We start from the raw sequence: 15,060 nt of genomic DNA, 5'->3' as shown, positions 1-15,060 counted from the left end.
TTTTCTGGCGCTGAAATGAAAAAGGCCCGCTGCGTAGCGGGCCTTTGTGCATCTGGCGTGCGGGCTTTTTAGCGGTCGCGCTGACCGTTGCCGTCGCGGCGCGAACCGCCCGGACGACCGCCGAGCAGGGCGCCCGGGTTCGACTGCGGCTTGCGTTGCTGCGTACGGCCCAGCGCGCTTTCGTGCGAGACGCCGCGCTGGCTTTCGCGGCGCGTATGTTCGCCGCGGCCGCCTTGCGAACCGTGGTTGGCGCCATGATTCGCACCCTGGTTGCCGCCTTGATTCGCCGAGCCTTGCTGCTTCACCGGCTTGGCGGTGCGGATGCCGTTGGACGCCGGCTTGGCTGCGCGCTGGCCGCCGTTGTTGCCGCCATTGCCACCATTACCCGCGTGCGCGCGGTTGCTATCACGGCCACCTTCGCGATTCCCGCCACGCGGTTCGCCACGACCTTGCGCCGGCTTCGCGCCGCCGCCATTGCCGCCCTGCGACGCGCCACGGCCCTGACCTTGCTGGCCACGACCTTGTTGCTGCTGACCGCGGCCTTGCGGCTGGCTGCGGCGCTGGATCGGCTCGGGCTTGGCGTTCGGGTCCGGCTCGAAGCCCGGAATCACTTCCTGCGGCACCGCGCGCTTGATCAGGCGCTCGATGTCCTTGAGCAGCTGATGTTCGTCGACGCAAACCAGCGACACCGCTTCGCCCGTCGCACCCGCACGGCCCGTGCGGCCGATACGGTGCACGTAGTCTTCGGGCACGTTCGGCAGATCGAAGTTGACCACGTGCGGCAGTTGATCGATGTCGATGCCGCGCGCGGCGATATCGGTCGCCACCAGCACCTGCAACGTGCCGTCCTTGAATTCGGACAGCGCGCGCGTACGCGCCGACTGGCTCTTGTTGCCGTGAATCGCCAGCGCGCTGATGCCGTCCTTCGTGAGCTGTTCGGCCAGACGGTTCGCGCCGTGCTTGGTGCGCGTGAACACCAGTACCTGGAACCAGTTGTGCTGGCGGATCAGATGCGTGAGCAGTTCGCGCTTGCGGTCGCGATCGACCGGATACACCTTCTGCGCGACGGTTTCCGCGGTGGTGTTGCGGCGCGCGACTTCGATCAGTGCGGGCGAGTCGAGCAGGCTGTCGGCGAGCGCCTTGATTTCATCGGCGAAGGTGGCCGAGAAAAGCAGGTTCTGGCGCTTGGGCGGCAGCTTGGCGAGCACGCGCTTGATGTCGTGGATGAAGCCCATGTCGAGCATGCGGTCGGCTTCGTCGAGCACGAGAATTTCGAGCTGCGAGAGGTCGATGGTCTTCTGCTGCATGTGATCGAGCAGACGGCCGGGTGTGGCCACCACGATATCCACGCCGCGCCGCAGGGCGTCGATCTGCGGATTGATGCCGACGCCGCCGAACATGACCGTCGACTTGATCTTCAGGTACTTGCCGTAGGCGCGCACGCTTTCTTCGACCTGCGCGGCCAGCTCGCGCGTGGGCGTGAGGATCAGCGCGCGCACGACGCGCTTGCCGCTCGCGTGCGGTTCCATTTCGCTCAGGCGTTGCAGGATCGGCAGCGTGAAGCCAGCGGTCTTGCCGGTACCGGTCTGCGCGCCGGCGAGCAGGTCGCCGCCGCCGAGCACGGCCGGAATAGCTTGCGTCTGGATGGGCGTGGGCGTGGTGTAGCCCAGTTCGTTGACAGCGCGGACCAGCGGTTCGGACAAGCCGAGAGAATCAAAAGACATAAACACCTGTTGTATTGCAGTATCGCGGACGGCAGGCGCAGCCGTTATCCGGCGCGCTGCGCGGCGTGGTTTTGCACGCATGCAAACCCGGCACGCGCATCCATCCGCGTTTATTCGGACGGCGCGCCAGTGCGCGCGCCGCTTGTCGACGCTCTCGCGGAGCGTCGGCTGGCATAGGGTTGCATCGCACAGCCGCGGACACTGCGGCCGCCGCGCGATGGGCTTCGTGTGGATTCCCCGGGGGACGATTCCCGGGGCGACGCGTCAGGCGACGTAGCCCGCGACGCTCACGAATTGACAGACGCTCCCGGCGAGCACGAACAGATGCCAGATTCCATGTCCGTGCCGGATGCGCTCGTCATTGACGAAAAAATAAATACCGACGCTATAGATGATGCCGCCGGCCAGCAGCCATGCGGTGCCGGCAGCGGGCAGCGTGCTGATGAGCGGCTTGACCGCGACCAGCGCGAGCCAGCCCATCACCACGTACAGCACCATCGACAGCACGCGTGTGCGGCGTCCGAGCGTGAGTTCCTGGGCGATGCCGAGCACGGCAAGACCCCAGCTCACGCCAAACAGCGACCAGCCCCACGGCCCGCGTAGCGTCACAAGCGAGAACGGAGTATAGCTGCCCGCGATCAGCAGATAGATCGCGGCGTGGTCGCACTTCTGCAGCACGGCCTTGATGCGCGGTCCGCGTACGCCGTGATAAAGCGTGGAAATCGTGTACAGCGCGCACAGCATCGCGCCATAGACGGCGAAGCTCACGACCTTGTACGCGTCGTGATCGAGCGCACCGAGCGTCACGAGCGACACCAGCCCCGCGACCGACAACATGGCGCCCACGAGGTGAGTAATGCTGTTCAGACGCTCACCGGCGTGCATGACGACAACTCCTTGTTCTTCTTGCCCCGTGACGTCGGCATGTCGATCCCGGTCGTCATGCCGATCCGGCACCTCAAACGCGGCAAACCCGCTTTGCCGCCGTTTTCGTGCGCCGCTCGCGCCGTGCTTAAAAAACGGTTCGTTCAACTGTTCTGGGCAGCGCAGTGGTCCGCAAACGGTCCGGCGACTGCCCGATTCAATGCCCGAAAACTTCGCAAAAACTGCTCAAATACCTGTCAGGACCGCCAAATAGCGAAGGGCGCAGCCGACGGCGTTTTGCCGGCTGCGCCCTGATCAGGCAAGCGTCACTATAGCAGGGGATACCCTAGTCGAGCGGCGCGGAGCGCAGATCGGCCACCTGCTGCGGGGACACCGGCGTGCCCTTGTTGCCCCACGACATGCGAATAAAGGTCACGACCGCTGCCACTTCCTGATTCGACAGCGCCTGCGCGAACGGCGGCATGCCATACGGGCGTGGATTGCCCTGCGTGCTGGGCGGATAGCCGCCATTGAGCACCATGCGGATCGGATTCACAGCCGAGTGCATCTGGATCGACTGATTGTTCGCGAGCGGCGGGAAATTCGGCGGCATGCCGAGGCCGTTCTCCGCGTGACACTTTGCACACTGGTCATGGTAGATCTTCTGACCTTGCTGTAAGAGTTCGCCGCCGAACGTATCCGAGGTTTCCATCTGCATGTTCTCGGGCGCTTCTTTCTTCTGCGGAATCGTCTTCAGATAGGTCGCCATCGCGTGGATGTCGTCGTCGGAAACATATTGCAGACTGTTATGGATCACGTCCGCCATCGGGCCGAACACCGCGCCGCGTTCCGACACGCCGGTCTTGAGCAGGCTGGCAATGTCCTTCATGTCCCAGTCGCCGAGACCGCCTTCACTCGACGTGAGCGACGGCGCGTACCAGTTCTGCAGCGGAATCAGCCCGCCCGCGAACGCCGATGAATTGACCGGCGCGCCCATCATGTTGATCGACGTGTGGCACATGCCGCAGTGGCCAAGGCCTTCGACCAGATACGCGCCCCGATTCCACTCGACCGATTTGGTGGGATCGGGCTTGTACTCGCCTTCGCGGAAGAACAGCGTGCGCCAGCCGATCAGCAGATTGCGGTTGTTGAACGGGAATTTCAGCTCGTGAGGGCGGCTCGGCACGCCCACTGGCGGCACGGAGCGCAGGTAGGCGTAGATCGCGTCCGAATCCGCGCGCGAGACCTTGGTGTAGCTCGTGAACGGGAAGGCCGGATAGAGCAGGCTGCCGTCCTTCGAGCGGCCCGTGTGCATGGCGCGGTAGAAGTCGTCGGCGCTCCATTTGCCGATGCCGTCCTTGTCGTCGGGCGTGATGTTCGGCGTGTAGAGCGTGCCGAAGGGCGTCGCCATCGGCAGGCCGCCCGCGAAGATCTTGCCACCGCGTACCGTGTGGCAGGCGATACAGTCGCCGGCGCGGGCGAGATATTCGCCTTTCTTGATGAGATCGGCCTGATCGGCGGGCGTGGCCGCCTGCGCCGCGTTGTTGTGCAGATAGGTGTTGCCGGTCCACAGCACGGGCACGAGCGCCGCGGCGGCGGCAAGCACGACTGTGGACAGGGCGAACAGGGACTTGCGGTTCATATGGCTGTCTCCCCCGGCGCGTTATTGCGGTTCGCTGCCGCACGCGAGCGGCGTCTTCAACGAGCCCGCCGCAGCCGGCACGGGATTTTGCGGCGCATTTTGCGTCGACAGCCAGGCCGCAACGGCGTTCACGTCTTCGTCCGTGAGGCGCGTGGCGATCTCATGCATGCAGTCGGGCGCCTTGGCGTGACGCGAACCCGAGCGCCATGCGCCGATCTGCGCGCTGATGTAATCCGAATGCAGCCCGACCAGACCAGGAATCGCCGGCTCCATGCCGGTGAGCTTCGCGCCGTGGCAGGCCGCGCACGCGGGCACCTGTTTGGCCGGATCGCCGCGCAGCACGATTGCCTGGCCGCGCGCGAGCGTGCTGTCGTTCACCGAAGGCTTCGCGGGCGGCGGGTAGGGCGGACGCTGCTGCGAGAAGTACGTGGCGATCTCGTGCAGGTACTCGTCCGAGAGATAGGTCACCAGGTAATTCATCGGCGGGTACTTGCGGCGCCCGTCGCGAAAATTCATCAGCTGGTTGTAGAGATACTCGGCGGGTTTGCCTGCGAGACGCGGGAAGTAGTCGTTGTCGGTTCCCTGGCCGTGCGAGCCGTGACACGCCGTACAGCCCTGCACGCGCGATTCGATCGTGTCGGGGGCTTTCGGTTGCGGGGTCTGTGCGGAAGCAGCGCTGAACATTCCGGTCGTGCCGAACAGCAATGCGGCTCCCAGCGGCGCGACGAGCGGAATGAGCGGTCGGAGGATACGTCTTGGGGACACGCGTGACTCCATTCTTTATCGTGGACCTGACCAGGCTTCGTGCGGCCCGGCTTGAGGCTGCGCGCGATGAAAGCGAAAGAGACCGTGCGCGCTGCGGCTACGCAGCCAGTTCTGGCATCGCGACCTCATCGCGACCAATGGAGACTTTTTGCCACAACTGCCAGCGGGCCGCCAACGCGGGCTTGCCCGAACTCGCACGTGGCGGATGGTCGCAACGACGCCGGTTATGATTCTGCACCTGTTAGCCGATCCGTGACTCGGGATTGTCCCTGCCTTCGGTCATCATTTTTGGCGTGTCGCCGCCAGATCGATGCCATCGATGCGCGCCCATGACGATGCCGTTGAACCGATCCACGCCTCGGCTATCGAAGCAGGCGCGTCCTGAAAAGGCGCCCGCAGTTGCCATCGGCCCGCTCGCCACGTTTCCTGTTGTTTCCTTGCCACTTGTCTCGATGACTCCAATTGCACTTTTCGCACTTTTAGCCTTTTCCACGCTATCCGATTCGATCCAGCAGGCGCGCCCCGATGAGTGCGCACGCCGCGCACCCGCGGAGGGCGCCTTCCGATGAAAGCTGACTGGCTCTGGATCGGGCAGGTCGCCATGGCGGCCCTCGTGAACCTCGCGTATGCCTTCGCGCTCGGCTCCGCGCTCTATGGCGCGTGGCTCGAAAAGGACGCACGCAGCGCGGTCGCGCCCGCGCGTCTCGCCTGGCTGCGCGCGCAACGCTCGCTGCGCGCCGCCTCGCTCGTGCTCGTGGTCGCGCTGGCGATCTGGCTGCTGTACGAAAGCGCGTCGATCAGCGGTGAAACATTGCCGGACGCGTTCGGCGTGATCTCGACGGTGCTCGGGCAGACGCATGTGGGCCACGCGTGGAGCGTCGCGTTCGTGGGTGCGCTGGTGCTGCTGGCGACGGCGCTCGCATCGAACGGCCCGCTGCGCGACGGCGTGATGTGGCTGGCGATCATCGTGGTGGCGGCGGGCCGCGCGGGTCTCGGTCATGCAGCCGATGCCGGCTTCGCATCGGCGGCGCTCGGCCTGAACACGCTGCATGTGCTGAGCGCGAGCGCGTGGAGCGGCATCGTCATGGCGGGCGGGCTGGCGGTGTTGCCGGCGCTGGGCGCATCGACGGCGCGCGGCGTGCTGATCCGCACGGCGGGGCAGGTGTCGAACGTGGCGGTGTTCGCCGTCGGCCTCGTGCTGGCGACGGGCGTGTTCAACGGCATTCGCGGCACGGGCGGCTCGATCGAAGCGCTGCAGGCGAGCACGTGGGGCCACGTGCTGCTCGCCAAGCTCGCGCTGGTCGTGCTGGCGCTGCTGCTAGGCGGCTTCAACCGCGTGGTGGCGATGCCCGAACTGCGCCGTGCGGCGTCGACGGGCGCGGCCCGGCGCTTCGTCAACGTGCTGCATCTGGAAGCGCTCGTGATGATGGCCGTGCTGGTGATTGCGGCCGTGCTTGCGCATAGCGTGCCGGGCTACGTGTTGCAAGGCTGAAACGTCGCTCATTGAAGCGGCGTCGCACGCTCACTCGTAGCCAAGCCGATGGCTGAGAATCGGCGAGAAGAACAGGGCCATCGCGCAGCCGATGGCCTTGCCTTCGAGTTCCGCGAGCGCGACCACGGAAGACGGATGCGCAATCAGCTCGATCAGTTGCGGCGCGCACCAGAGCACCGCGACGCCGATAAAGCTCTGCTCGAGTACCGCGATGCGCCAGCCGCGCGTGCAGGCGAGCGCCGCGGCAATGATGCGCGTCAGGCCGAAAACGACGAGCGCAAGAACGGCGGCCTGTTCGCGGATCAGATAGTCCGGGAGCATGGTGTCCATGTTGTTATCCCCTGTAGCTTTTTGTGTTGGTCTCACAGGAGATTCAGCAAGGACCAGGCCAGCGGCGTGCAAGCCGCGCCGGCTCTGCTGTACAGCGCTTTCGCGCACGCCTGCCGGGCCTTGTGCGGCGCGGCTTTGCGGGCGACAAACCTTGTGTGCGAAAACGACGAAGGCCGCGCGTGCCCAGGGGCACTACGCGGCCTTCATGTCGAAAAGCGGCCTCAAACGTTACGGCGCTGAAACGTGGTCCAGATGGGCCGTCACGTAACGCCGTAACATTCTCGGCTCATTCGCGATTCATTCGCAGCGATCACCACTCGGCGACGCTGCCGTCCTCGTGGCGCCACACCGGATTGCGCCAGCGGTGGCCGGTCTTCGCCATCTCGCGCACCTTTTCCTCGTTCACTTCGATGCCCAGACCCGGGCCCTGCGGAATCGATACGAAGCCGTTTTCATACTTGAACACTTCCGGGTTGCGGATGTAGTCGAGCAGATCGTTGCCCTTGTTGTAGTGAATGCCCAGGCTCTGCTCCTGGATGAACGCGTTGTAGCTCACCGCGTCGAGCTGCAGACAGGTTGCGAGCGCAATCGGCCCGAGCGGGCAGTGCAGCGCGAGCGCGACGTCGTAGGCCTCGGCCATCGCGGCGATCTTGCGGCATTCGGTGATACCGCCCGCATGCGACGCGTCCGGCTGGATGATGTCGACGAAACCGTTCGCGAGGATGTGCTTGAAGTCCCAGCGCGAGTACAGACGCTCGCCCAGCGCGATCGGCGTGCTGGTCTGGTTGACGATGTCGCGCAGCGCCTCGACGTTCTCCGAGAGCACCGGCTCTTCGATAAACATCAGCTTGTACGGATCGAGCTCCTTCGCGAGCACCTTGGCCATCGGCTTGTGCACGCGGCCATGGAAGTCCACGCCGATCCCCACGTTCGGGCCCACGGCCTCGCGCACGGCCGCGACGTTGTCGATCACGCCCTGCACCTTGTCCCAGGTGTCGATGATCTGCAGTTCTTCCGAACCGTTCATCTTCACGGCCTTGAAGCCGCGCTCGACCACGGCGCGCGCATTGTTCGCGACATCGCTCGGACGGTCGCCGCCGATCCACGAATACACCTTGATCTTGTCGCGCACCTGGCCGCCGAGCAGCGCGTGCACGGGCACGCCATGACGCTTGCCCTTGATGTCCCAGAGCGCCTGATCGACGCCGGCGATCGCGCTCATCGTGATCGGGCCGCCGCGATAGAAACCCGCGCGATACATCACCTGCCAGTGGTCCTCGATCAGCAGCGGGTCTTTGCCGATCAGGTAATCGGCCAGTTCCTGCACGGCGGCTTCGACCGTGTGCGCGCGACCCTCGACGATCGGCTCGCCCCAGCCGACGATGCCTTCGTCCGTTTCGATCTTGAGAAACAGCCAGCGCGGCGGCACGACGAAGGTTTCGAGCTTGGTGATTTTCATGCGGTGTCTCCAATCCAATCCAGTTACTGGGCGGTTGCGCGCAGGCGAGGTGCCCGGCGCGTCTCGACGCACATGCTACTGCAAAATCCGGCGAAACTCGCCGTAAAGTGCTATTAATAGTATTATTTCGCGTCGATTCCCAATATCCAGGAGAACAGCCATTCAGCGCGATCTGCACGGCACGGTGGCCTACGAACTCGGCAGCGCGATCCTGCGCGGCGACCACGCGCCCGGCGAAGTCCTGCCGCGCGAAGCCGAACTCATGGAGCGCTTCGACGTCAGCCGCACGGTGCTGCGCGAGGCGCTGCGCACGCTCACGTCCAAAGGCCTCGTGGAGTCGCGGCCGAAGGTGGGCACGCGCGTGCGCGAACGCGCCGCCTGGAACCTGCTCGACGCTGATCTGCTCGACTGGTACGCGCGCGTTGCGCCGCCGCTGGCGTTCGCGCTCAAGCTGCAGGAAATGCGCGAGATGATCGAGCCTTACGCGGCGGGTCTCGCGGCGAGCGCACACGACGCCGCCGCGCTTTCGCTGATCGAAGACGCGCATGCGGCGATGGCGGCTGCGCGCAACGTCGACGAATGGGTGCGCGCCGACCTGCGCTTTCATCTGGCCGTGCTCTCGGCCTGCCGCAATGAACTGCTGGTGCCGCTGGGCGTGCTGATCGGGCGCACGCTCGAAGGTCAGTTGCGCGTGAACGCCAAACGCGCCGATGTCTTCAACGCCGCGCTGCCCGATCACACGGCAGTGGCCGCCGCGATCGCCCGACGCGACGCCGCCGCCGCGCGCGAAGCGATGGCCGCGCTGCTGCGCGTGACGCGGGAGCGCATCGAAGGATAGGTTCGGCGCTGGGGTGGGCGAATTTGCTATGCTTCAGCGCGGTCATTCGCGCGGCGCGGCTTATGGCGCCGTCAGGCCGCACGATTTCCACGCTGACTTTTTTCCGCATGCAGTCTCACTCCGCAAACGTTTGACATGATGATGAATGCACCCGGCGGCCCGCAACTGGACAACGCCACGCTCCTCGAAATCATCCGCGCGCAGTCGGATATCGCGCGCCTCGGGCTCGACCTGGGCGGCGTGATGGCCTTCGTCGCAGAACGGGCCGAAATGCTGACTGGCGCGCAGGGCGCGGCGGTCGAACTCGCCGAAGGCGACGATATGGTCTACCGCGCGGCCTCGGGCAGCGTGGCGAGCATGCTGGGCCTGCGCCTCGCGCGCGGTTCGAGCCTGTCGGGGCTGTGTGTGAGCACGGGTGAGATCCTGCGTTGCGACGATTCGGAAAACGATCCGCGCGTGGACCGCGAAGCCTGCCGACGCGCGGGCCTGCGCTCGATGATCGTGACGCCGCTCAAGCATCTGGAAACGACCGTGGGCGTGCTGAAGGTGGTGGCGCCCGAAGTGAGCGCTTTCAGCGACGACGATATCGCCGCGCTCTCGCTCATTTCCGGCTTGATCGCCGCGGCGATGTTCCATGCCGCGCGTCATGAAACCAGCGAGCTTTATCTGCGCGCGACGCACGATGCGCTGACGGGTTTGCCGAACCGCGCGCTGTTCTACGACCGGCTGCGCCAGTCGGTGGATCTGGCGGTGCGCTCGGCCGGCGGCCTGGGCGTGCTCAATCTCGACATGGACGGCCTCAAGCCGATCAACGACCGCTACGGCCATCGCGCCGGCGATGCGGCGATCAAGGAGACGGCGTCGCGCATCGCGCGCAATAGCCGTCGCGTCGATACGGCCGCGCGCGTGGGCGGCGACGAATTCGCGATGATCCTGCCGGGTATTCACGGTCGCCATGATGCCGAGGTGTACTCGCAACGGATCACCGAAAAAGTGGGCGAGCCATTCGAGTTCGAAGGGCAGTCGATCGACCTGGGTGTGAGCGTGGGTGTGGCGGTGCTGCCGGAAGACGGGATGGAGATGACCGCGCTGATCGATCTGGCCGATAAGGCGATGTATCAGGCGAAGCGGGGGAGACGGGTGGCGGGGTGAGGTGGGCGCGAATGACCGGTGGGGCGAATTTGCGCTGGAGCGAACAACATTTAAATTTTACGGATAACGCTCCCGTCTGCTGCCATTCTGATACGTGCTGCGCAATAAAGCGCTAGTCGTTCAGGAGGAGTCCGGAAATGGCACGAGCTTCGAAGCGGCGCCCCAGTCGTCGAGCAGAAATCCTTGCGGTGATTCGGGAGCGTCCTGGGGCGACCTCTGCGCAAATTGCCGAACATCTAGGGATCGGCGATCCTGGAAAGGTCACTACCGACATGTGGCCGTCGATCCGAAGCGGGCGAGTGCTTACGGAGCGGGTCATGCAGGACGGCAGGCACGTCAACGCCTACTATTTGCCTGATCAGATAAACGGCGAGACTGTTACGCGGGTCAACCAGCGTGTGGTCGATGCAAATGACGTCATTGCTCCGGCCTTGGGCGTTACCGCTCAAACTAGCGTTTTCGGTGGTCCGGTGAAAAAGGCGCGGCGCACGAAAGTACGACGCAAGCCGGCAGCGCAGCGAACAGCGAGCCATGATGCCCCGGTTGTTGTCGGCAAGAGTCGCGAAGTCGAGCAGGCTGACGCTACCCGGGATACTGACGGCTTTGCCTGCGCGCTCGGCGGCGATGGTCAGCTACTGTTGATCAGGGGCGGTCACATTCTGGCTTCATTAACTGAAGCGGAGGCGGTTTCATTGCAGAAACTCTTAATCCGGCAAAAGCTCGCCAGTGTTTTTGCAGAAATGACTTAGGGTTAGAAAATAGAAAAAGCCGTTGTTTCTTTCGAAACAGCGGCTTTCGCTCGAGGGGCTGGGCCACTTTTTATGCCAGCGGGCACTCATCTGGCGGTTTGAATGTCAGTGAGCGCGGCTCCACCCAAACGTTGCCTGCAATTGGCGCAAAACATCGAAAGTATCTCTTGTATTAACTTCGAAGCTTCGGCATACGTTGGGGATTTTCACCTTCGTTGAATTGTCGCTAAACTGTTCATGCGTTGCAACGCCCCATCCCATCGTTTTGGCCTTCGCAATGAGCCACGGGTCTGCGCCACCAAGGAAAAGACTCTTATTAGGTCGCGTATAACGCGCTACGGATTCAACGTGTTGTGCGACTTCGGCGAACGTCCGTTGAGTTAGCTCATCGGAAACGTCAAGGAACCAGCCAGTTCCATGGCGGGCTTCTATCCAACTGGCGAGACTGTCTCCGCGACCTGCAAGTTCACTGTAGACTTCGCCGATACTCGCAACTAATCCGCGTGCATTTGCGTCGTCCAGCCAATTCCAGAAACCCGGACAGATATCGTTGGCGTAATAGCGATTCTGCGCTTCGATGAATATGTTGGAATCGAGCAAATACATTCTTATTCTTCTCCGTATAAGCTACTCGCCAGCTTTTTCAGATTGGCGGGCGCGACGCCTAGCAAACTCCCCGCTTCACGAAGCAGCATTCGGCCTTCGAATGCCGTTTCAAGCACAGCCTTCGTAAGAAGCTTGCCATTCCTGGATGCAGCGGTTCTGTAAGGGTTGCCGCCTCCAGCCTGCCGCGCAGCAGTTGCTGCCCAAGCAGCACGTTCGACCTGATAGAACGTTGAGAACGCGTCCCATGGCGCGAGCCTTAGCTCTACCGCTCTTCTGCCAACTACGACTCCACTTACCTTGAATGCGCGTGCGAGTTCTCGAACTTGCGCTGCAAAGTCGAGTCTGTCGCGCCATCGCGCACGAAGCTCGTTAGCCGGGACGAGAAATTCCGCCGCCGTTGCGTTGCAAAGTCGCTCGATGTCCCTGTCGTGCTCGTAAGGGGCATCAAATTGCTCGTTGGATACACCACTCTCGCCAATCCAAAGATGAGCCAGCTCATGAATTACCGTGAAGATCTGCGCTGCCTTCGCGTCTTTTCCGTTGAGAAATATGACGGGTGCATATATATCGGCAACGACAAAACCTCGAAATTCGTCGACGGATAGTGGGCGATGCGTGTTATTGCCAACGATTCCCGAGCGCATCACAAGAATACCCACGCTTTCGATCCTTTCGATCAAGAGTCGCAGGTACTCCTCCCAGTTCTGGCATTTGAGGCGATCCTGCGGGGTAATCTTGAGCACGTGGCCGATATCGACCGCAATATCCGCCGCTGCGTTGCGAACGTTGAAGCGACCGATGAATTCCAGCTGCTGATGGCCATGTTGCTGCCGATACTCGCGAAACCACGCTTGTTTGCGTAACACTTCGTCTAACAGGTCGCGGAAGTCTGCACCCAGAGGTGGAACAGGGTCGTTGCCAATTGTCCGAAAATCCGCAATCGGCAAAATTTCCTCTGGTGGTTGCTGGAGGTACAAATATCCGAAGGGAATATGCGTAATCTCAGCGATGCGTTGAGCCTGTCGGAAGGTCGGCTTTCGTTCGCCAGACTCCCACGAATTGACACGTGTGGATGCAGTGCCCAGTTTCTCGGCCAGTAGATGCGCGTCGATCCCGGCACGCTGAAGCGCCCAGGTGAGTATCGTCGGATTGATCTGCGCCTCGGCCATGATTCGTGATGGAGTGTGTTCCGCTATCGGCTATGCCCAGAGTGGGCGCCTGCGGTAGGCTTCGCCAATCATACTGGACCTGGCCGCGACGCACTTTGATGTTAACACCGGGGCGTGTTGAGCTCGGGCGACTCCAGACGCGCAAATAGAAAAAGCCGCTGTTTCTTTCGAAACAGCGGCTTTCGCATTTGGTGGCGAATCAGGGATTCGAACCCCGGACCTGCGGATTATGATTCCGTCGCTCTAACCGGCTGAGCTAATTCGCCTTGAGAAGAGAGATTATGTAGGGTGCCCGGCACCCTGTCAAGCACTTTCTCAAAACTTTTTCAGGGCGCCGGGACCGTCATCGGAATACGCCCGCTCAATCCTGCGAGTAGATATCCGAATCCTTGGTCTCCTTCACGAACAGCATGCCGATCACGAAGGTCGCCAGCGCGATGATGATCGGATACCAGAGCCCCGAGTAGATATCGCCGCGCGCCGCCACGATCGCAAACGCCGTCGCAGGCAGGAAGCCGCCGAACCAGCCATTGCCGATGTGATAGGGCAGCGACATCGACGTATAGCGAATCCGCGTTGGGAACATCTCCACCAGCATCGCCGCGATCGGCCCGTACACCATCGTCACGAAGATCACGAGGATCGTCAGGATCACCACGGTCATCGGCCAGTTGATCTGCGCGGGATCGGCCTTGAGCGGATAGCCCGCGCTCTTCAATGCGCCCGAAAGCGTCTTGTCGAACGCCGCGCCCGCCTCCTTGGCGCCTGGCGCCTTGCCGTCGAAGGTGTCGACGGTCGTGTCGCCCACCTTGATCTGCGCCATCGTGCCCGCCGGCGCCGCCACGTTCGAGTAGTTCAGGCCGGCCTTCGACAGCGCGCTCTTGGCGACGTCACACGAGCTCGTGAACTTCGACGTGCCCACCGGGTTGAACTGGAACGAGCATTCGTCCGGGTTCGCGATCACGACGATCGGTGCGCGCGCGGTCGCGGCTTCGAGCGCCGGGTTTGCGTAGTGCGTGAGCGCCTTGAAGAGCGGGAAGTAGGCGAGCGCCGCGATCAGGCAGCCGGCCATGATGATCGGCTTGCGACCGATCTTGTCCGACAGCGAGCCGAAGAACAGGAAGAACGGCGTGCCGATCAGCAGCGCCACCGCGATCAGGATATTCGCGCTCGCACCATCGACCTTGAGCGTCTGCGTAAGGAAGAACAGCGCGTAGAACTGGCCCGTGTACCAGACCACGGCCTGGCCGGCCGTCACGCCGATCAGCGCGAGGATCACGATCTTGAGGTTCTTCCACTGACCGAACGCTTCGGTGAGCGGCGCCTTCGACACTTTGCCTTCGGCCTTGATGCGCTTGAAGGCCGGCGATTCGTCGAGTTGCAGACGAATCCACACCGACACCGCGAGCAGCAGGATCGACGCGACGAACGGCACGCGCCACGCCCATGCGCCGAACGCTTCTTCGCCCACCGTGGTGCGCACGCCCAGGATCACGAGCAGCGAGAGGAACAGGCCGAGCGTGGCGGTCGTCTGAATCCACGCGGTGTAGAAGCCGCGGCGTCCGGGCGGTGCGTGTTCCGCGACGTACGTGGCCGCGCCGCCGTACTCGCCGCCGAGCGCGAGACCTTGCAACAGCCGCATGAGGATGAAGATCACCGGCGCGGCGATGCCGATCGACGCGTAGCCGGGCAAAAAGCCGACCACGAAGGTCGACAGACCCATGATGACAATGGTGACGAGGAAGGTGTGCTTGCGGCCGACCAGATCGCCCAGGCGCCCGAACACGATCGCGCCGAACGGACGCACGGCGAAGCCTGCGGCAAAGCCGAGCAGCGTGAAGATGAAGCCCGCCGTGGGATTGACGCCGGAGAAGAAGCTCTTGCTGATAAAGGCCGCGAGCGAGCCGGCCAGATAGAAGTCGTACCACTCGAACACGGTGCCGAGCGACGACGCGAAGATCACGCGTTTTTCGTCGCGGGTCATCGGCGAGTGCGAGACTTGTCCGCCAACGGTTGCCATATGTGTCTCCAATTTTGATGTGCGTGTGGGCCCGCGGTCGAGGCGGTCCTGCGCTGCATTATTGGAATGGAAACTTACGGGGTTCTGACGGACCAGGGATGATTCGAGGCGTGCGGCTGCGATGTGGATTTGTTTTTATCGTCGCTTATTGTTGTTTAAATTGATGGCAACGATGTGCCATTTTTCTCTATCGATCAATTGTTGTGGCGGCGCGCGCGAGTCGCATCAGGGAAAGTCCCATCCCCGTTTT

Annotated in this window: 14 protein-coding genes and 1 tRNA gene; 4 read left to right on the top strand and 11 right to left on the bottom strand. The window is 63.1% G+C overall.

The features are described 5' to 3' along the window. Positions 1 to 68 precede the first annotated feature (68 nt). The 5 genes from G3N59_RS14630 to G3N59_RS14610 all read right to left on the bottom strand — a co-directional run bounded on the left by G3N59_RS14630 (position 69) and on the right by G3N59_RS14610 (position 5,488). The gene (locus G3N59_RS14630) at positions 69 to 1,724 is read right to left on the bottom strand and encodes a DEAD/DEAH box helicase (RefSeq protein WP_205983341.1); all 1,656 of its coding nucleotides are present in this window, start codon (positions 1,722 to 1,724) and stop codon (positions 69 to 71) included. A gap of 264 nt (positions 1,725 to 1,988) precedes the next feature. Next, a complete protein-coding gene (locus tag G3N59_RS14625; protein WP_205983340.1) occupies positions 1,989 to 2,609 on the bottom strand; it encodes a hemolysin III family protein in 621 nt (206 codons plus the stop codon). Between the two features lie 325 nt (positions 2,610 to 2,934). Continuing rightward, complete coding sequence (locus G3N59_RS14620) at positions 2,935 to 4,230, bottom strand: cytochrome c (protein ID WP_205983339.1); 1,296 nt, start codon at positions 4,228 to 4,230, stop codon at positions 2,935 to 2,937. Between the two features lie 21 nt (positions 4,231 to 4,251). Next, positions 4,252 to 5,007 (bottom strand): c-type cytochrome, encoded by a 756-nt coding sequence (locus G3N59_RS14615; protein WP_205983338.1) that lies wholly within the window; start codon positions 5,005 to 5,007, stop codon positions 4,252 to 4,254. 229 nt (positions 5,008 to 5,236) lie between these two features. Further along, positions 5,237 to 5,488 (bottom strand): hypothetical protein, encoded by a 252-nt coding sequence (locus G3N59_RS14610; protein ID WP_205983337.1) that lies wholly within the window; start codon positions 5,486 to 5,488, stop codon positions 5,237 to 5,239. 72 nt (positions 5,489 to 5,560) lie between these two features. Here G3N59_RS14610 and G3N59_RS14605 point away from each other — a divergent pair, with 72 nt between their 5' ends. Next, a complete protein-coding gene (locus G3N59_RS14605) occupies positions 5,561 to 6,487 on the top strand; it encodes a CopD family protein (RefSeq protein WP_205983336.1) in 927 nt (308 codons plus the stop codon). Positions 6,488 to 6,517: 30 nt separating this feature from the next. Here G3N59_RS14605 and G3N59_RS14600 read toward each other — a convergent pair whose 3' ends face one another. Then, on the bottom strand, positions 6,518 to 6,817 hold the full coding sequence (locus tag G3N59_RS14600) for a hypothetical protein (protein WP_205983335.1): 300 nt from the start codon (positions 6,815 to 6,817) through the stop codon (positions 6,518 to 6,520). Between the two features lie 310 nt (positions 6,818 to 7,127). Continuing rightward, entirely contained in the window at positions 7,128 to 8,276 is a 1,149-nt protein-coding gene (gene dgoD / locus G3N59_RS14595; RefSeq protein ID WP_205983334.1) for a galactonate dehydratase, read from the bottom strand. A gap of 184 nt (positions 8,277 to 8,460) precedes the next feature. Between dgoD and G3N59_RS14590 the strand changes: the two genes are divergently transcribed. The 3 genes from G3N59_RS14590 to G3N59_RS14580 all read left to right on the top strand — a co-directional run bounded on the left by G3N59_RS14590 (position 8,461) and on the right by G3N59_RS14580 (position 11,015). Continuing rightward, entirely contained in the window at positions 8,461 to 9,114 is a 654-nt protein-coding gene (locus G3N59_RS14590) for an FCD domain-containing protein (RefSeq protein ID WP_321816242.1), read from the top strand. Positions 9,115 to 9,249: 135 nt separating this feature from the next. Continuing rightward, entirely contained in the window at positions 9,250 to 10,266 is a 1,017-nt protein-coding gene (locus tag G3N59_RS14585; RefSeq protein WP_241023447.1) for a sensor domain-containing diguanylate cyclase, read from the top strand. Positions 10,267 to 10,403: 137 nt separating this feature from the next. Further along, entirely contained in the window at positions 10,404 to 11,015 is a 612-nt protein-coding gene (locus tag G3N59_RS14580; RefSeq protein WP_205983333.1) for a hypothetical protein, read from the top strand. 105 nt (positions 11,016 to 11,120) lie between these two features. On the opposite strand, the gene G3N59_RS14575 is transcribed toward G3N59_RS14580, so the two are convergent. The 4 genes from G3N59_RS14575 to G3N59_RS14560 form a co-directional block, all read right to left on the bottom strand. Then, positions 11,121 to 11,621 (bottom strand): DUF4411 family protein, encoded by a 501-nt coding sequence (locus G3N59_RS14575; RefSeq protein ID WP_205983332.1) that lies wholly within the window; start codon positions 11,619 to 11,621, stop codon positions 11,121 to 11,123. A 2-nt stretch (positions 11,622 to 11,623) separates the two neighbouring features. Further along, complete coding sequence (locus G3N59_RS14570) at positions 11,624 to 12,790, bottom strand: XRE family transcriptional regulator (protein WP_205983331.1); 1,167 nt, start codon at positions 12,788 to 12,790, stop codon at positions 11,624 to 11,626. 189 nt (positions 12,791 to 12,979) lie between these two features. After that, positions 12,980 to 13,056: transfer RNA gene (locus G3N59_RS14565), tRNA-Met, on the bottom strand. Positions 13,057 to 13,151: 95 nt separating this feature from the next. Beyond that, entirely contained in the window at positions 13,152 to 14,810 is a 1,659-nt protein-coding gene (locus G3N59_RS14560) for an MFS transporter (RefSeq protein ID WP_205983330.1), read from the bottom strand. Between the last annotated feature and the right edge of the window lie 250 nt (positions 14,811 to 15,060).

It is taken from the genome of Paraburkholderia sp. Ac-20340, from assembly GCF_017104965.1.
Classification (GTDB): Bacteria; Pseudomonadota; Gammaproteobacteria; order Burkholderiales; family Burkholderiaceae; genus Paraburkholderia.
Note: the sequence above shows the minus strand (reverse complement) of the source record. Positions and strands in the feature narration are given on the sequence as shown.